This is a genomic window from Thermoanaerobacter kivui, from assembly GCF_000763575.1.
Classification (GTDB): domain Bacteria; phylum Bacillota; class Thermoanaerobacteria; order Thermoanaerobacterales; family Thermoanaerobacteraceae; genus Thermoanaerobacter; species Thermoanaerobacter kivui.
Window position 1 is genome coordinate 662,314 of record NZ_CP009170.1, and the last position, 18,500, is coordinate 680,813.

Below are 18,500 nucleotides of genomic sequence, written 5' to 3' on the forward strand. Positions count from 1 at the left end.
CCTAAAAAATTTCGGGAGGGACATCAAATGAAAAAAGGCAAGTCTCCAACAGTAGGTTATTTATTGGCTTTTTTCTTAGGGGGTTTTGGAGCACATCTTTTTTATTATCAAAAATATCTAAAGGCCGTGATATATCTCTTGATTGTCATATTTTCTGCGGGCAAATTGCTCCCTTTGACCATGGTATTGGGTTGGGTAGATATGTTTTTTATTAAGAAATGGCAGAAGGAGTATTCAGAAAGGGAAGAAAAGGTTTCAAAGAGGCCTCCTGAAACATCAACTCAGCTTCCTTTTACGAAGGAAATCACTCAAGTCAAAAAACTTGAACCTTCTGCAGAAAAAGTTTTACCTCAAAAGGGAGAAGAGAAATTTTACAAGGAAGAAGATATCATACTGCCAGAATATGCTCATCTTGAAACTCCTTTCTACATAAGGAAAGAAATTGATGAACTAAAAAATTCTGTTAAAGCCAAAAAGTCGAGTTCACCTGCTATAGAAATTACCTTTTCCACTCGCGATACAGAGTTTATGAAAGATTCAATTAAATACGCTGATATGAAACTCAAGAAGGCGGATTTTGTGCCATTGAAGGTGTATTGGACTACTTTTAGAGATTTGGACGAAAGGCAGAAGAGGTGGTATTTCTACTGGAGGTATCAGGCGCTAAACGGCAATTATTTGGACACAGATTTGAGCTACGTAATATTATTTGTTTATGAACTCTTGAACTATACATTTAATCAAAATGCTGCGTTCAACGTTAGCATGATGGTCCGCTTACGGGAGGCGTACAAGGATAGACTTCCTGATCTGAACAGATATATTGTGCCCTGGATAAGGGATATGTTGGTAGAACTGAATGAAATTGAATTGGCTTATAAATGGGGATTAGGGGCAGAACCGTATTCTGGGCTCAATTTTTATCAGATTTTTAAAGAATATCAAGATGATATTAGCAAAATACCTATGGAAGAATGGCGAAAGGTTCTATATGGATATTCAGAAACTACCTTTTTTAAGGCCAATGCCAAAAAAGTATATGCTGTTTTTGAACAGGCTTTAAAATTATTTCAAAGGATAAATATAGAAGAGGGATTGGATCTGGAGAAAGCCTGGTTTAAACCAGAAGAAAAAATAGAGACATATCACTTTTTTAGTAGTGCAGTAATAGGTCGAAATGTTCCAAGCCGTATTATAAAGTACTTACAATATGTGCCTACAGATTATTTCTACAATGAAGTAACAGCTTTATTCCGGCTTTCAGAAAATGTTGCTCGATTGCTCGCTGGAATTACCAGACAGCTTCAAGTAAACGAAGAATTGTTGCCTCCTGGGTTCAAGGAAGCTTTATTAGAGGAAATAAAGAGATTAGATCTAACAGAGGATGTAGGACTAAAAAGCCGCTTTTCTCCAGATAAAAAAATAAAGAATCGTTTTTATCAAGTAGCATCGAAAGAAAAGGAAGAGTCGAAACATACTATACCTCAAAGACCAACCCAAACCACAGGAATAGACGGCGAGGAAATTGAACCTGAACTGGACTTGCCTGAAATAGACATTCCCGAAAATAGGTCTCGAATCCGCTTGTCTGATGAAGAAGTTGATGTGGAAGGATTTATTTCTTCCTTAACAGAAGAGGAATTCAAATTTATCAGCACGTTTTCTAATGGAAAGAAAAGTATAAATGAAGCAGAGGAGCAGTTAAAAGACCAAGGTGTTCCTGTAACGATTTTTGTCGAGCAGATAAATGCTAAAGCGGAGGAATATTTAGAAGATGTCTTTATTGAGCTCATAGGAGAAGAGTATGTGATAAACGAAGAGCTGATAACTGTATGGGAAGAAGTGGAGAGGAGGAATCGGCATGAAAATTAAAAGGAGAGATTCAGCAGATATTTTAAGTGCATTGGCAGGCGGGGTGGTTCCTAAAAGAGGTCTCCAGTATATAATGGTGGGCCGGCAAGCGGAAATGAAACAGATAAGAGAAGAGTTAAGAGAGATAAAAGAAAATGGAAACTCTATGATTAAGTTTTTTATCGGCGCCTATGGAACTGGGAAAAGTTTTATGCAAAATTTTGTTAGGCAAGTGGGTCTAGAAGAAGGATTTGTAGTTACCAATGCGGATTTTACTCCCCATAGAAGATTGTATGGAAGCGATAATCAAGCTCTGGCCTTGTACAATGAATTGATAAAAAATCTATCAACCAAGTCCGCACCCCAAGGGAACGCCCTGCCCATTATTTTAGATCAGTGGATAATGGGTTTGCAAAAGAAAGTAATGGAAGACCTAGATTATGAAGATAAAGCTGTTTTGGAGGACAGTGTATTTGTTCAAGCAGTAGAGAAAGAAATTATTAAAGCTGTTTCTCATTTAGATGAGTTAACGGGTGGTTACGATTTTGCAAAAGTTCTAAGTATTTACTATAAAAGTTTTGTAAAACAAGATAAAGAAAAACAGCGTCAAGCTTTGAGGTGGCTCAGAGGAGAATATTTGACCAAAACCGATGCAATGCGGGACTTAGGAATTAGAGAGATTATTGATGATAGCAATTATTATGCTTACTTAAACGTGCTGTGTAAATTTGTGAGGCAAGCAGGGTATTCAGGCTTGATTATCAATTTAGATGAAGCAGTCAATCTATATAAGATTACTCATAGAGAAGCCAGAGAAAAAAATTATGACTATATCCTAATGATCTACAATGACATTTTGCAAGGTTCAGTTGAGGGCTTGTATATAACGTTCAGCGGTACCCCTGAGTTTTTAGAGGATGAGCGCCGTGGGCTTTACAGCTACCAGGCATTGAAGCGACGTTTGAAGCCAGCGGTGGAAAAGGAAGAATATCAAGATTTAAGGCAGGCAGTAATGAAATTAACTCCCCTTACACCTGAAGAAACCTTGATCCTATTGATGAATATACGGGATATCCACGCAGCCCATTATGGTTATGAAATAAATGTGACGGACGAAGAAATTCGAAAGTATCTACTGTGGACATACAAACGACCGGGGGCTGAAAAGCACATTATTTTAGGAAATGTGGTCAGGCAGTTTATCAGCTTTTTGAATATTAAGATGGAACATCCTGCTCTGAATTTTGAAGAATTATATATAGGAGAAGAGACTAGAGAAAGCAACTCCTCGGAGAAAGTTATCGATATCCATGAACGTTTTAAAAGGGCTCGGATTTCATAACCTGGGGGTAAATAGATATGAGCCAAATATTTTATAAGCTATCAGATAAAGTGCAAAAGAAAATATGGGACATGGGATGGAAACATTTTACCCCTATCCAAGAAAAAGCAATCCCTGTGATTATCGATACAGAAAAAGATGTGGTTTTGTCGTCGGGTACAGCTTCTGGAAAAACTGAGGCTGCATTTTTGCCCATCATCAGCAAAATCGAGGAGACAGCTCCTAGCGTTTTGAAGGTTCTTTACGTTTCTCCTCTAAAGGCTTTGATTAATAATCAATTTGAGCGACTTCAAAAATTATGTGAAGAGATGAATATTCCTGTGCATAGGTGGCATGGAGATGTGAGCCAACACAGTAAGAAAAAATTAATTGATAATCCTGCTGGCATATTACAGATTACTCCTGAATCCATTGAAAGCTTGTTCATAAACAGAACACGCTCTTTGAAGCAATTATTTCAGGACCTCGAATTTATTGTAATTGACGAACTCCACGCTTTTATTGATACAGAAAGAGGAGTTCAGCTCCGATCCCTCTTATCTCGTATTGAGCGATACACCAAAAAGCCAGCCAGGATTATCGGGTTGTCAGCAACAATCGATAATTTTTCTCTGGTTAAAAAATGGGTTAATTGCAACAATCCAGATAATGTGGAAATCATTGAAGTAAAGGGATTTGAGAGGGACATCTATTACAGTTTAATGCATTTTGAAAAAACTAAAACAGGAAATTATCCTCTGGAATTATACGAAGATATTCTAGAACTGACCCGGAACTATACCTCTTTAATTTTTTTTAATAGTCGGGCGGCAGTAGAGGAGGCTACAGTAATTTTAAATCGATTAGCTCAAAGGGAGGGACTAGGAGAAAGGTATTATGCCCATCATTCTTCAATAGCTAAGGCAGAACGGGAATTTGTGGAGAAGCTAATGGCAGAGTCTACAGGGATTAAAAGCGTCATAGCTACAAGCTCCTTAGAACTAGGGATCGATATAGGGGAAATCGATCTGGTAATACAGGTGGATAGTACATTTACAGTTTCCTCTTTAAAGCAGAGATTGGGCAGATCAGGAAGAAAGCAAGGAGAAGGTCAATATTTACAGATGTATACCACAGACAAATATGGATTGCTACAATCTATTGCAGTGATGGATCTCTTGTTGCAAGGTTGGACTGAACCCAGCAAAGGCTATCCGTACCCATATGATATTTTATTTCATCAAATTATTTCTATATGTCACCAACTGAACGGTATCCCTCTTGAGGAACTTGTTTCATTAATAAGTGAAAACGCTGCATTTCATGAACTGCCGGAATCAGATATCCGTATGTTGATTGAGCACATGATTGACAGGGATTATTTAGAAATACTGACGGATACTCAGGAGTTAATTGTAGGTCTAGAGGGAGAACGACTGCTAAGGCAAAAAGATTTTTATTCGGTCTTCATGACCCCAGAGGTCTATGAAGTTTTTTACGGAACTAAAAATATAGGAGAAATCGAAAAAAATTTTCTTTTAAATGAAGGAGACAATATTATTCTTGCTGGGCAGCTGTGGAAAATAGAAGAGATAGATTTTCAGAAAAATAAAGTATATGTAAAAAAAGCGGTGGATGGAAAGCCTCCTCGATATTCAGGTGGACCAGGACCATTGCACCCCCGTATTCCTGAGCGCATGCACGAAATATTGTGTTCAGACTGTAAGTTTGATTTTATTGATGAGAGGGCCCAGACTGTTTTAGAAGAATTAAGGACACCTTATAGATATTTCAATGTTAAGCCAGACGAAAGGATTATCTGGAAAACGAAAGAGTGCTTACTATTTGAAACCTTTACTGGCACAAATATTTTTAGAACTTTGATATGGATGTTGCGCTATTATGGAGTTGACGTGGTGAAAACAGACGGAATCGGACGCATGGAGATTCCCGTTAATGACGAATTTATTGATATTTTACAGGATATTAAGAGAAGAAGATGGTCTTTAGAAAGTTTATTGCCCTATACTAGGGAACAGGAATTTTTTGTCTCCAAGTATAGCTATTTCCTCCCTCCCAAATTGCAAATAAAAATGCACGGAGCTCATAATGTGGATATCGAAGGGGTATTGAAATTTTTAGATAAATTCCGTATCAGGATAATAAGTTTAGAATAAATGACAGTTTGAAAAGAATTTCTTTGTTCTGTAAAACTTTTTTCTGTACAGAGAGCCCAGTAAGAGAAGTACTCCCTTGTCATTTCCAAGGATGGCCAGTTAGGAGATAAAGATTAGTTCAATTCCAAGCAACAAGAAGATACTTTTTCTTCTTCTCTTTTGGAGAAAGACATAATCCAGCAACTTGAGTTGGTGTCAAGCCATTAAGAGGAGAATTGGGGCCTTACAAAATTATAGAAGAACACAAAAAATCAAATTCCAGAAACAATTATTCAGTTATTGAAATAAGTGTAGTGAGATTTATTTTTTTGTAGATAAGATACTTAAAGATGAAATGTCTATTATTTTTGAAGAAGGGAAACAAACGTGAGATTTTGTTTATGTAAAAGATGTAGCTAAAGCGAATTTTCTGGCATTGGAGAGAGGAGATAATGAGATTGTAAATATAAGCACAGGAAAACCCACAAGTATAAATGCTCTTGTTGAGATGATGAATAAAATTATGAATACCTTTTTAGAGCCTATTTATACAGAGCCACGAAAAGGAGATATAATGCATAGTTATCTTGATAATAAAAAAGCATTGGATGTGCTTGGATGGAAGCCTGAGTATAGTTTGGGAGATGGATTGAGAGAGACAATTGAGTATTACAGAATAAAATGAGCTGAAAGTGAAGTTGCTGTCACGGAGGAAAAGTGGAGGGATGATGCATATTGTAATAATTGTAGATGCAGAGGATGCACTTTTAATTTGCTCAAAAGATAAGGCGCAGAATGTGAAAGAGATATTGAAGGAGTTGAAAGAGAAAGCAGAGTACTTATGAGGCTACTACTGTTTTAAATGTCACTAATGTGACACCGGCGACAGGGTTTTTAGGTTCCAATACTACTGGAATACTACCTGGCAAAGATTCAGCTGTACTATTCAAACACCCGTTTTTTATTTTTCTTGATATATGCCGAAATATTTTTAATATTTGAGTTGGTTTTTAGGAGACGAAATGGTAAAATGTTGTGATGTATCAAATATTTGCTTAATCGAGAAACCTAACTTAACTTTTTTTATAAAAGATGGTTGTTTTTATTACTTGTATAAGACTTAATGTAAGTTATATAATATAATCAAAGGAGACATGGAATTGAAATGTTGTGCAAAGTAATATACCCAAAGCAATTTTTTAGTGTTAAAATCTATATATATCTTTGTCTGTTTTAAATTTTTTCTCTGGAGGTATTAAAATTGCAAAAAACTTTTCTTGCTATTGCGATAATACTAGTTTTATCAGTAGTTTTTACGGGTTGCACCAGGGGAAATCAAAGCCCCGAAAGTAGTTTACCCAAGGAAGAAATAAAAGTAACCGATTACTTTCCGGTTTCGGAAAATCTTTATTGGGAATACGAAGGTATCGGCAATGAATTTGCAGGCGGAAGAGTAGATATAGAATTTATTGAAGGGAACAGAGTTCAGTTCTCTCATGACAATGGAGGTACTGTGACAGCAAAAGTTTTTGAAGTGAGTAATGAAGGCGTAAAGTTGATTAATTCTATCGAAGAAAGTTATTACAGGATAAACTATCTTGCAGAAGAACCTACCCGTGAGGAGTATTATCTAAAATCACCCATAGAAGAGGGAAACAGCTGGCAAGACGGCAGCATTGTCTGGACTATTGAAAGCTTAAATGAGAAGGTAAAAGTACCTGCAGGAGAATTTACATGTGTTAAAGTTGTAGGTAGGGCTGGAGAGTTTGTATTAGAAAGATATTTTGCAAAAGGCGTAGGGCTTGTCAAACAAAAATTTGTATCTGATAACATGACTGTAGAAGACAATCTTTCTAAATTTGGCAATGCAGAAGAAGACAACTGCCTGCCTGCAAAAGAGCTGGCAGTTTATTATCCTTCAAAAAACGTAGATAAACTGCTGGAAGATAGGGTAGTAGAGAAGTTTAAAACTGGCGAAACTCTTGTGGAGAAGATAACCGAACTTTTAAAGGACAAAAAATACAGAGTGCTGAGCAAAAACACCCGACTTTTAGAGATGAAAAAAGAAGAAGGTATTTTGAGGTTGAATTTTTCTAAAGAGCTTATCACCGAAATGAACGCGGGTTCGGGATATGAAGCACTGCTGATAGACAGCATAGTAAACACCTACGGCCATAACTTTGGAGCAGAAGGTGTCATCTTAAATGTGGAAGGTAAGGGATACGAGTCCGGGCATTTTCTCTTCGGCAAGGACGAAGTCTTGAAGGTAGGCAGGTAATTGTGCTGAGGATTTCAACATAGGGCGCAAAAAAATTTCTAAGGATAGTTGTATTTGTTCATTTCAATCTGAATCTGCCGTGGTTTTTGCTGCACTATTCATGATATGTCAATGTAGTAGGTTATTTCTTCAATTTTCCGTGTTGATACGCCGTTAACCATATAATACCTAACTAAAATGAATTGACAAAAATTAGATTAAATTAATTAATTGAATAGTTAATGAGGAAGAGAGGAAAGTCCTCTGTAGCAGAAAAGCTATTGAGAACTTTGCAATAGATTTATTTACAGAGGAATAGGGTTGTCATACAACATGAGGGGAGTGTTTAATGTAGTATGGATGAAAACTACAATGTCAAATACGAAATAAAAAAGGATTGGTGGTTAATTGGCATTATCATATTAATATGGATTTTTACATTTGCCATTTTTGGACGTTTACCGGCTAAAATTCCAATGCATTGGAATATTTATGGTCAAGTAGATAGGTTTGGTTCAAAAATTGAGATATTTATTTTGCCTGTCATTATTACAGTAATATACCTTATAATGCTGTTTATACCGCTTATTGACCCTAAAAGGGCTAATTACGGCAGATTTGCTGGAGCGTATAGGATAATAAGAGCGGTTGTGGTAATTATTTTCATGGCAGTATATTTTGCTTCTACGTATTCTGCATTAGGATATAAAATTGATATGAATATAGTAGGCAATCTTGTTATTCCTTTCATTTTGATTGGTTTTGGGAGTGTTATGGGTAAGCTTTATCATAATTATTTTGTAGGTATAAGGGTGCCTTGGACGCTGGCAGATGAGGAAGTATGGGATAAGACTCATAGGTTTAGTGGAAAAGTTTGGATTACTGCGGGTATCATTGGACTATTCGCTTCCTTTTTCAAAGGTACATGGGTGACTGTTTTTATGCTTGTGCTGCTAATTACTGCTGTTATAGTACCGATTGTATATTCTTATATAACTTTTAAAAACAAAGGAAAGTAAAGGATGGATGAGATTAACAGTAAAGTTTTTTGTGATATGATTTATAAGTGTGGTGGGACAGAGGGCTTTGTCTGAGAAAATTGAGTTGAATAGAATTTTTATGTAGATGGGTGCGATAGGCTATGTTAATACAATGTACAAAAAAGTTGTTGGATGTGATAGAGAGAAAACCCGTTACGTATGAAGAAGAAAATTTGTTATTTTCTTGGCATGCAAATTTGATCACCTTAAATCGAAGAAAGACTGTAGTCCTTGTAAATGATAAAAACAGGTATGTAGTTGTTTTATATGGACTTAAAGCAAGGGACTTTAAAAGGCTTGATGAAATTATTTTAAATGCTATTCGTCTGACGTTATTAGATGAATGTATTGATGAAGATATTGTAGATGAGTATTTAAGACAGTCTGGAGAAATTGTATATGGGAAAACGAAAAATAGTAGTTATGTAGGGAAATTAAATACAGCTTGTAATATAGTACCCTATTATGAAGAATTGCTTTTGGACAATACAATTTATCAAACCTTTGTGAGCAAAATAGCGAGTCGCTATTGGGTAGGTAAACAGGAGGGGGGACGTTATATATCTCCAGGCAAAGAAATGCTTAAAGATTTAGAAATTTTTGCAGGCAGACCCATTTTTAAATGCAAGGCAGTAGAACTAAAAGTGACACTTCAAATGGAGAATCATAATATTTGGCGCAGGCTTATCGTTCCTTTAAATACTACATTTACACAGTTTCACAAAGTACTTCAGGCTGCTTTTGGCTGGTTAGATTATCATCTTCACGAATTTTTCATTTACGGAGATGAGATGCAGGATATCTCATTTATTAATCATCCTGCTTATAATAAAGCGGGGTATAAACCAGTTGTAAATTTGGTCAGCTATGATGAAGACTTTGATTATCTAAGGGAAGATGGTATAGAGAGGAAATTAGAAAAAGGGATAAGATTATCGGAGTATATTCCAAAATACAAAAGGCTGCAATATGTTTATGATTTTGGAGACAATTGGCGGCATTATATCGAAGTAGAGAGAGTGATAGAGGATTATGATAAAAATTATGCTATTTGTGTTGATGGAGAAGGAAACGCCCCGCCTGAAGATGTAGGCGGTGAATATGGCTATGATAAATTTTTGGAAATAATTTCTGATAAAAATAATCCAGAGTATGAGAGTACACTGGTTTGGGGCGAGTATCAAGGATATAAGGATTTTAATATTGATGAAGTAAATAAAAATATTAAATTTGTGTATGATTCTTTTTTACTATGAAAGGTTTAATGTTATTACTAACTCTATGATAGTGATTAACTATCAAAGCTCTGTAGAAAAAGTGTGCCAGAAAAGAATTACTTTAATAGTTGAGCACATCTTTTAAGTCTATTACAAGGTCTTCAAAAATAGAGACTTTAATTTTATCTTCTTCCGTGTATATATTTGGCCTGCCGTATCTACCATTTTCCTGAAGCAGGAATACTGTTACCAATTTTATTTCTGGTTCTACTATCCAGTATTCTTTTACTCCATGTTTTTCATATAAGTTAAATTTTTCTACTTTATCTATCCTTGCAGTAGAAGGAGAAGTAATTTCAACAATGAGATCAGGAGTCCCTTTACATCCTTGATCATCTAATTTTGATTTATCGCAGACTACTATAATATCAGGTTCTACAACAGTCGTTATTTCTTTATCGCTTTTTTCATTACCTGATGGTAACCTTACTCCAAGACGTGCAAAATAAACCTCACATTTTTTATCTTTCAAGTAATTAGAAAATTGATAGGCTATTCTTCCGGAAATTTCTTGATGTATTCTTGGTGGAACAGTGTGCAAGTAAACCTGTCCGTCAATTATTTCTATTTTATGTTCATCTGGCCAGTTTAAATAATCCTCGTAAGTATAAACTTTTTTTCTTTCTGGCAAAGACATAATTGACACTCCTTGTAATTTTTATATTAAGCTTGGCATTTTAATAGCTTTTATACAGCTTTTATATTCTGTATTCTTAGGAATTCTTTCTTGATTTCATTATATTATACATGTTACTCTCCTTGCAACAGAATATTTTTACTCTTGTCAATGCAGTAGAAATTTTTGATGCTCATGCTAGTTTTTTGAGAAATAAAATGGTAAAATAAGGATAGAGTGAAAAATTATTATTCAAAACTTATCATTTATGAGATATAATGATACTAAGAAGGAGCAGAATGCCATGGATAATAAAAATGTAAAGGAAGCTATTCACAATCAGCATGACAAAGGGTATAAGTTTTTGTTATCCAGTAAGCGAGTATTTATAGAGTTATTACGAAGTTTTGTAAAGCAGGAATGGGTAAATGATGTAGACGAGGCAAATGTAGTTAAAGTAGATAAGTCATTTGTATTACAAGACTTTGCGGACAAAGAAGCAGACTTGGTTTACAGAGTAAAATTAAAAGATAAAGAAGTGATATTTTACATACTGATGGAATTACAATCAACAGTTGACTATCAAATGCCCTACAGGTTACTTTTATACATGGTAGAGATATGGAGAAGCATATTAAAAGACGTACCAAAAAAAGAATCAAGAAGGAAAGATTTTGAATTACCAGTTATAGTGCCGATAGTACTGTACAATGGGAGTCGTAAATGGACAGCAAAGACAAGCTATAAAGAAATCCTAAATTCTTATGAAACTTTTGGAGAATATGCAGTAGATTTTAAATATATACTGATAGATGTAAATAGGTATACGAAAGAGGAGTTATTGAGGCTGGAGAATTTAATAGCGTCTGTATTTTTATTAGAACAGAAGGTAGAATTCGAAGAAATGATGACAAGACTTAGAGAATTGTCAAACACGTTAAAGAAATTGGATGAAGATGAGATTTTGTTATTTAAAGCATGGTTTAAAAAGATATTAATGGCAAGGATGCCAGAAGAAGAGAGAAAAAATATAGAAAGAATAATAGATGAAAACAAGGAGGTGGAAGAGATGATATCAAATCTTGAAAAGACCATATTGCAAGAGATGAAAGAGCGTGAGAAAAGGGGTATTAAAAAAGGGATAAAAAAAGGGATAAAAAAAGGAATAGAAAAAGGAATAGAAAAAGGAATAGAAAAAGGAATAGAAAAAGGCATGGAGAAGGGAATAGGAGTAACTGTTATTAAGTTATTAGAGAAGAAATTTGGGAATGTTCCTGAAGAATATGTAAAGAAAATAGATGGTGCAAACAGGGAAACGTTGATGGATATTGTTGACAATATATTTGATATAGATAAGATAGAGGATTTAGATAAGTTTTTGAAATAAGGGCACTATGAAAGGTAGTGTCTTTATTTTTTATGGAAATATAAAGGATTTTCAATAAATTTATAGAATAGATAATATAACATACATTGATGTAGTTTTAGGGGGACTTAGGATGAAGATTGAGGATTTAAAAGGAAAATTGTTTGAGGACAATTATATTAACATTGCTATTGAGGAGTATTTAAAATTCAAGGAAACTAATGTTTATGATGAAGCATACAAAAGACAGATTTTAAGTGAACTGAATAATTATTTAAAAGATAAAAGGATTACTTCTGAAAATATTATTGAAATAGTCGAATATTTTCAGAAGAAAAATCCGCCAAGAGGTAGTTTTGTTCACTGGAGTAATTTGGATGACCTATATAAATATGCTAAAGAAAGACCTGTTGAAGTAGCTGAGTTGTTAAATTATTTATATGAGGAATCGGTAGAGGTCGGCGATAGAATAGAAAGATTTTTAAATACGGCTAAAAGTTATAATTTGTCAATTAAATTGGGTACTTCGCTTTTTGGATATTTGTTAGCAGGATTTAATATGAGAAAATATCCCCTATTTAAAGATAGCATATTTAAGGATTTTCTGGATTCTTTTGGTATTAAAGAAATTTTTGGTGATATACCTACTAAATATTCTGCCTACTACAATCTTTGCCTTATTTTACTTGATTATTTTAAAGAAAAGGACTACATAAAAAATCCTGATATGATGGATGTCCAAGATTTTATTTTTTGTATGTCTCCGAAAGACGGTTATAAAGATTTGTATGTTAAGGTTAGTGTAAGGTATCTTTATGAACATGCTAAAATACTTGATTCTTTTAACAGGGATGATAAAGTTTTTATAGATTATATAAATAAACTGGACAGAGATTATATAGGGGAAATGTATGATAGGTATAGAGATACAGAAAAAGTAAATGAGATAAGGTTTGAAGTTTGCAAAAAAGTAATAAACGATGGGAGTATAAGTATTGAAGATTTGGAAGAAATAAAGAGTAAAGTTTCAAGCAAACATAAAAAAGACATATTAAAGTCATGGAATAATTTTAAAATATTATTTCCATTTTATTATGAAAAATACAAAAAAAAGATAAATATAGAGCTTAGGAAAATCTATGATAGTGTTAAATCTATTGAAACTTTTAGAGGATATGACTTCAAAGAAAACGAATATATTTGTGACTTTTATGGTCCACAAAATTTTGGTGGTACAAGATCTTGGTTTGCCATATATTCCAAGGATAAAGATACTCACAAGGATTCGGCTCAATTGTTTTTTAGCCTTGAAAACAAAGAGATTTCATATGGTCTGTATATTGGTTCTAATCTTAGAAAGATTGATGAAGTGATAAAAGATGATATTGATAGTGTTAATGATGTAGAGGAGTTTACGTACAACAAAATGGAAAAGAAATTTGTTGAAGTTTTTGACAGGTTTAAGGAAATAAATGAATCTACTCAAGTAAAAGCGGATAATGGTGACAATGTTGCTAAAGACGATGGTGAAAATATCTCAGAAGATGTGATAAGCTTGGGGGTTGATTTTAATAAAGAAATCAAGATCAGAAAGTTATTTTTTGAGGATGCCGATATCTTGGCAAAGCGAATATCTACTGCCTTGAAATCAGGTAAACACATAATTCTTGTAGGACCTCCTGGCACAGGTAAGTCTAAGTTGGCTAAGGAAATATGTGAAAGCTATGAAGTAGATTATGAAATGGTGACAGCTATGTCTGATTGGTCTACCTATGACACTATTGGGGGTTATAGGCCTGAGGTAGATGGAACTTTGTATTTTGATGAAGGTATATTTTTGCGCCTTTTTAAGGATAAGAAAAATAATGCCCCTACAAATAAGTGGCTTATTATAGATGAAATCAATAGGGCTGATATTGATAAGGCTTTTGGTTCTCTTTTTTCTGCTCTGACAGGAGATAAAGTAACGTTAAGCTTTAAATCAAAATCAGGAAATAATATAGTTTTAAGGCCACAGCAAGATAACGAAAAAATAGAGCCAAATGATTATGAATATATAATCCCTAAGGATTTTCGAATTATTGGAACGATAAACACTTATGACAAAACTTCTTTATATGAAATGAGCTATGCGTTTATGAGGAGGTTTGCTTTTATTCCTGTAGGAGTGCCCCAAAATATTGATAAAGACCTTATAGAAAGATATTTGAATATATGGGGCATAGAGGATAGGGTTATTAACAACGTGGATTTAAAAGAAGGTTTGGCTGAAGTTTGGAGTATAATAAATAAATACCGAAAAATTGGTCCTGCTATTATTAAAGACATTGCCAAGTATGTGAGCGAAGAGGGGGATTACACTTCAGCTATAATACTTTACGTGTTGCCTCAATTTGAGGGGCTTATGGTCAATGAGATAAAAAAATTTGCCGAGGAACTGTATGGATGTAGTATTAAAGATTTTATAAATATAGAGCAAAGGAAAAGACTAGACAGTTTCATCGAGGACTTTTTCGGTGTATAAGGGGATGTTAGGGGTGAAAACCAGCAAGGAAGAATTACTGGATGCCATAAGTGCGGATTTGATTGCATATTTGAAATCCGGCGTATTTTCTCCTCGGCCTTTTCTCAATAAAATAAATTTAAACATAGACAGAATTGAAGATTTAATCAAGATACATTTTTTGCTGGATGAGAAAGTGAAGGATTATATTTTAAATCTACCTCAAATGATTAGAAGACTGACAGTTTCTACCGATTTATATCAAGAGACTGGCCGCGACCGGATTAAAGGTGCCATAGATTGGTCTAAAACTATGTTTCAAAGACTAAATACCTACTATAAGGATAAAACTCTTTTTAGCTACAGAGAAAGGGACAAGCTTTATAACACCAAAGAAAACATAGTTTTAAAAAAATTTATAGAAGTACTGTACAATATTATTTTTGTAGAAGTTAAAATGGAACGATTTGTAAACTATGAGTGGTATAGAGAAGGTTATGAAATAAATCGGATTATAAAGGAAATATACGAAAAGAATATTTATCTTAGCAGAATAAATATTGAAGGGATAAAAGTAAGCCATAGAATGATTGAAGATGTTGCTAAAAATAGAAATAAACTTTACAAAGAGGCAGCGGAATTGTTGAGGAAATACAAGAGGTTAGTAAATTTTGTAGACGAAGGAGAGGTCATAGACCTATTCCGAAATACTTTTGTAGAAATTGTAAATGAAAATGTGCTCTTTGAGCTTTATTGGGTCATTAGGCTTATAAAGGACAATACCTCCAATGCCAAAATGCATATTGTGGACGGTGGCAATAATAAAGTAGCTTCTTGGGAACAGGGTAATTTTTTATATAACGTTTACCACAATAGTACCGGCTCCGGAAGACTAATATTCCGAATAGACTTTGAAGAAGTAAAAAATATTGAAAATGAGTATTTTAGAAGAAGTATTGAGGTTGCCAAGAATACCTCTAGAATAGCAGCAAAACTTTTTGAGGACAACAGCGCTTTTTTATCTGACAGTTTATGGAGCGGTCGGCCTGATATTCTTGTGGAAGTTGTCGACAGAAATACTGGTAAGATAAAAAAGATTATCATTGGGGAAGTAAAATATACTACAGACAGGGATTACATGATACAGGGATTAAAAGAGCTTTTGGAGTATGTTTATTATATAAAGGAAAAGTCAATAAAAGGCATGTACGTTTTTGACAATCCACAAAGTGAAATAGAGGTAGGAGGTATTTTGTTTGTTGATGATATTAAGTTTTTATTCTTAGAAGGTGAAATTGTAAATGTTTATAAAACAAGTGATAAAAACATATTATTGCAGTCTATATGATGGATAAAAAAGGAGACAAATTTGACCCCTTTTTTTATTCTGCAGGTTGCATACTTTTTATCTGATTTATAATTTGACTTTCTATTTCGTTATTTTTGGTTCGAATCATACTGTTCATTAAGAATGCGTCTACTACCAACCAAATAAAAGTTGGTATTCCAAAAGTCCACCAAACAGTTAAAATAGTTACCAGTAATAAAATTACACCGGATGTTGTTTTACCAAGATAAAATCTATGTGCTCCTAATCCACCTAAAAAGAACCACAAAAGCCAAGCTACTACAGGATTTCTTTTTCTTTTTTTAAATTCCTGATTTAGAATTGATAGTTGTTTTTCTGTTAATTGATTTTTTATGTACATATTATTATCCATACAATTAGACCTCCCTTTAAATTAATTTTTAATAACTGTTGTTTTTGCAATAAGGTCATGTAAAGCCTGCTTGCGCTTTGTAAAGCCAGCCATAAAAAAACCTATGAAGAGAATTAATGCTGATAATAGCTTTGAAAAATATCTTATTGTTGCTAATTTAAAAGAGATTTTTTTACCTTCATAATCTACTACTTTAATATTTAGGGCTATTTTACCCACGGTAGCTTGAAATTTTGAGGATTCCATCAAAGAGAAATAAAGCCAATTCACTATTATTATTAATATTAATAAAAAGGTGCCAGCAATAATTTGTGAGGTCTCATCTTTGTTTATTGAATCAGTGATACCTGTTAGTTGTAAAACTAAACCTAAAACAAAAAGGAATACTAATTCTGCAAAGGCCAGAATAACATTGTCTAAAAAATAAGCTGTAAATCTTCTCCAAAAACCAGCATATTCCATTAAATATGCACCTCTTAAAGATAAAATAACATTAAATAATACTTAAATCCTCCTTTCTAAAAATTTTTGTATTTAAAAAAATAATATATTAACTATCTTTTCTTGTCAATAAAATTTAATTTTGATGAAGAAATCTTTTTGCTAAACTAAAGTTATTTTTTGTCGATAATATTTATGATAATTGCATACTTTGAATAATAAAATGGGGAGTGAGGAAATGAAGGGGACAGTTGTAGGAACGTGGATTAAAAGCTTAAAAAATTTATATGGTGAAGATTTAGTTGATAATGTACTAGAAAGTCTTGGTTGGGATATTAATCATGTTATTACCCCTTTAGAAGATAAAAATCAAAGATGTATTTGACGCTGTGAGTAAAAAGGTTGGTGTTCCTGTTAATGAGATTTGGAGAAAAGTGGGGAGGCAAAATATTAATAATTTTAGTGAATGGTTTCCTTCATATTTTACAGGGAGAAAACTTGTGAACTTTTTGTCAATGATGGATGAAGTGCATTTGCAACTTACAAAAATGACAAAAGGTGCTAATCCACCGAGGCTTTTAGTAAGACCTGTTTCTGTTGATACTATAGAGATGGAGTACATATCAAAAAGAAAACTTTATGATTATTTTTTAGGTCTTATTGAAGGCAGCTCTAAATTTTTTAAAGAAGATATAACTGTAAAAGAGATTTCGCGAGAAGAAAAAGACGGCAATGCACACTTAAAAGTACATATTAAGTTTAGTAAGCCTGTATTTGTTTATAAGAAAAATCTTTTAAGTAAGATTTTTGGTTTAGGGATTATGAAAAGTGTATCTTTAAAAACAAGCTTTGTAAGCTTTTTAGCAAGTTTTTTGGTTTTAGGGGTTGTATCTTCTTGGAATATAGTAGATGCAACAACTGGTGCAATAATAATTGGTTTTATAACGTATGCCACATCATATATTATTAATTCGCCAATAAAAAGCTTTCAGGACTTTATAAAAATATTAAAGAGTAGAAATTTTGAAGATGAGTTTAAAATAAAAAGTGGAGATATTTATGAGACAATATCTAAAGAGTTAAATGAGCTAAAGGACAATATAAAAAAGGATATGCTCTTCTTAAAAGGCGGAACTGACGATATGTATAATTTCACACAGAAGTTTAATCAGATTGCCAAAAACATGGAAAAAGTTTCAGATGATATATCGGGAGTTGTCCATGATGTTGCAACATCTACGGTAAGCCAGGCAGAAGAGATAGAAAAAGCTGTTGGTATATTAGATGAAAATATTAAGAAAATTAATGAAATAGCAGAGATAGAGAAAAAAGTAACGAAAAATTAGAGGATTCTATAGGTAATAGTAAAAAGACAAACAATGATATAACCTATGTATCTGAAGATTTGTCACAAGTTGAAAGTGATTTTTCAAGTATTTATGAAATGGGTAAAATCTTATCTGACAATGCTAAAGATATTATGAAGATAGTCACAACAGTTGAGCAGATTTCAGATCAGACAAATTTGCTTGCATTAAATGCAGCCATTGAAGCTGCAAGAGCTGGTGAGGCAGGCAGAGGCTTTGCAGTTGTTGCCGAAGAAGTCAGGAATTTAGCAGAAGATTCTAAAAATGCAGTAAAGACAATCACAGATAGTTTGTTAAGTTTTACTGGGCAAGTAGAGAATTTGGCTGAGAAAATTAGTGCTCAATTTGAAAAGCTAAAAAAGAGCATTGCAATATTAGAAGGTGTTGTAAATAACAATAAAGAAGCTACAGAGAAAGTAGCCAATATATCAAAAATAATTATGGATTCAGCCGATAAGCTTTATAAGGAGGCTGAGGAACTTTCAGAGGTATTTAGTCATCTTGAAAATTTGGCAGCTATATCAGAAGAAAATTCTGCTTCTTCATTGTTGATAATATATTTGAGATAGATAAAATAGAGGATT

At 33.5% G+C, this 18,500-nt stretch carries 14 protein-coding genes and 5 pseudogenes; 15 read left to right on the forward strand and 4 right to left on the reverse strand.

Going from position 1 to position 18,500, the window contains the following annotated elements:
* Positions 1-27 precede the first annotated feature (27 nt).
* Genes TKV_RS03285 through TKV_RS03295 form a run of 3 tightly spaced genes read left to right on the forward strand, consistent with a single transcriptional unit; the run spans position 28 to position 5,349 of the window.
* Complete coding sequence (locus TKV_RS03285) at positions 28-1,872, forward strand: TerB N-terminal domain-containing protein (protein WP_049684736.1); 1,845 nt, start codon at positions 28-30, stop codon at positions 1,870-1,872.
* Positions 1,862-3,193 (forward strand): ATP-binding protein, encoded by a 1,332-nt coding sequence (locus tag TKV_RS03290; RefSeq protein WP_049684737.1) that lies wholly within the window; start codon positions 1,862-1,864, stop codon positions 3,191-3,193. Before TKV_RS03285 ends, TKV_RS03290 begins: the two co-directional genes overlap by 11 nt.
* A gap of 17 nt (positions 3,194-3,210) precedes the next feature.
* Positions 3,211-5,349, forward strand: a complete 2,139-nt coding sequence (locus TKV_RS03295) for a DEAD/DEAH box helicase (RefSeq protein ID WP_049684738.1) — start codon at positions 3,211-3,213, stop codon at positions 5,347-5,349.
* A 118-nt stretch (positions 5,350-5,467) separates the two neighbouring features.
* Here the strand turns inward: TKV_RS03295 and TKV_RS12715 are convergent.
* A pseudogene (locus TKV_RS12715) lies at positions 5,468-5,597 on the reverse strand (IS6 family transposase); the annotation flags it as partial.
* A gap of 134 nt (positions 5,598-5,731) precedes the next feature.
* Here TKV_RS12715 and TKV_RS03300 point away from each other — a divergent pair.
* The 6 genes and pseudogenes from TKV_RS03300 to TKV_RS03315 all read left to right on the forward strand — a co-directional run.
* A pseudogene (locus TKV_RS03300) lies at positions 5,732-6,013 on the forward strand (UDP-glucose 4-epimerase); the annotation flags it as partial.
* 52 nt (positions 6,014-6,065) lie between these two features.
* Positions 6,066-6,173: pseudogene (locus tag TKV_RS12265) on the forward strand (hypothetical protein); the annotation flags it as partial.
* Positions 6,166-6,264: pseudogene (locus TKV_RS13340) on the forward strand (capsular biosynthesis protein); the annotation flags it as partial. The pseudogenes TKV_RS12265 and TKV_RS13340, both read left to right, overlap by 8 nt.
* A gap of 325 nt (positions 6,265-6,589) precedes the next feature.
* Positions 6,590-7,606 (forward strand): GerMN domain-containing protein, encoded by a 1,017-nt coding sequence (locus TKV_RS03305; protein ID WP_049684739.1) that lies wholly within the window; start codon positions 6,590-6,592, stop codon positions 7,604-7,606.
* 335 nt (positions 7,607-7,941) lie between these two features.
* Positions 7,942-8,604: an SdpI family protein gene (locus TKV_RS03310; protein WP_049684740.1), complete on the forward strand. Its 663-nt coding sequence runs from the start codon at positions 7,942-7,944 to the stop codon at positions 8,602-8,604.
* A gap of 122 nt (positions 8,605-8,726) precedes the next feature.
* Positions 8,727-9,881, forward strand: a complete 1,155-nt coding sequence (locus TKV_RS03315) for a plasmid pRiA4b ORF-3 family protein (protein ID WP_049684741.1) — start codon at positions 8,727-8,729, stop codon at positions 9,879-9,881.
* Positions 9,882-9,963: 82 nt separating this feature from the next.
* Here TKV_RS03315 and TKV_RS03320 read toward each other — a convergent pair whose 3' ends face one another.
* Positions 9,964-10,539: a Uma2 family endonuclease gene (locus TKV_RS03320; protein ID WP_049684742.1), complete on the reverse strand. Its 576-nt coding sequence runs from the start codon at positions 10,537-10,539 to the stop codon at positions 9,964-9,966.
* Between the two features lie 283 nt (positions 10,540-10,822).
* On the opposite strand from TKV_RS03320, the gene TKV_RS03325 reads away from it, so the two are divergent.
* The 3 genes from TKV_RS03325 to TKV_RS03335 all read left to right on the forward strand — a co-directional run bounded on the left by TKV_RS03325 (position 10,823) and on the right by TKV_RS03335 (position 15,735).
* A complete protein-coding gene (locus TKV_RS03325; RefSeq protein WP_049684743.1) occupies positions 10,823-11,905 on the forward strand; it encodes an Rpn family recombination-promoting nuclease/putative transposase in 1,083 nt (360 codons plus the stop codon).
* A gap of 112 nt (positions 11,906-12,017) precedes the next feature.
* Entirely contained in the window at positions 12,018-14,408 is a 2,391-nt protein-coding gene (locus TKV_RS03330; protein ID WP_049684744.1) for an AAA family ATPase, read from the forward strand.
* Between the two features lie 13 nt (positions 14,409-14,421).
* Positions 14,422-15,735, forward strand: coding sequence for a hypothetical protein (locus TKV_RS03335; protein ID WP_049686192.1), 1,314 nt, complete (start codon positions 14,422-14,424; stop codon positions 15,733-15,735).
* Positions 15,736-15,769: 34 nt separating this feature from the next.
* Here TKV_RS03335 and TKV_RS03340 read toward each other — a convergent pair whose 3' ends face one another.
* Complete coding sequence (locus TKV_RS03340) at positions 15,770-16,108, reverse strand: TM2 domain-containing protein (protein ID WP_049684745.1); 339 nt, start codon at positions 16,106-16,108, stop codon at positions 15,770-15,772.
* A 21-nt stretch (positions 16,109-16,129) separates the two neighbouring features.
* Entirely contained in the window at positions 16,130-16,570 is a 441-nt protein-coding gene (locus tag TKV_RS03345) for an RDD family protein (protein WP_052392244.1), read from the reverse strand.
* A gap of 217 nt (positions 16,571-16,787) precedes the next feature.
* On the opposite strand from TKV_RS03345, the gene TKV_RS12995 reads away from it, so the two are divergent.
* The 3 genes and pseudogenes from TKV_RS12995 to TKV_RS12730 form a co-directional block, all read left to right on the forward strand.
* Positions 16,788-16,934: a heme NO-binding domain-containing protein gene (locus TKV_RS12995; protein WP_158506592.1), complete on the forward strand. Its 147-nt coding sequence runs from the start codon at positions 16,788-16,790 to the stop codon at positions 16,932-16,934.
* Positions 16,935-16,938: 4 nt separating this feature from the next.
* Positions 16,939-17,895: a heme NO-binding domain-containing protein gene (locus TKV_RS12725; RefSeq protein WP_052392245.1), complete on the forward strand. Its 957-nt coding sequence runs from the start codon at positions 16,939-16,941 to the stop codon at positions 17,893-17,895.
* A 131-nt stretch (positions 17,896-18,026) separates the two neighbouring features.
* A pseudogene (locus tag TKV_RS12730) lies at positions 18,027-18,485 on the forward strand (methyl-accepting chemotaxis protein); the annotation flags it as partial.
* Positions 18,486-18,500: the final 15 nt, after the last annotated feature.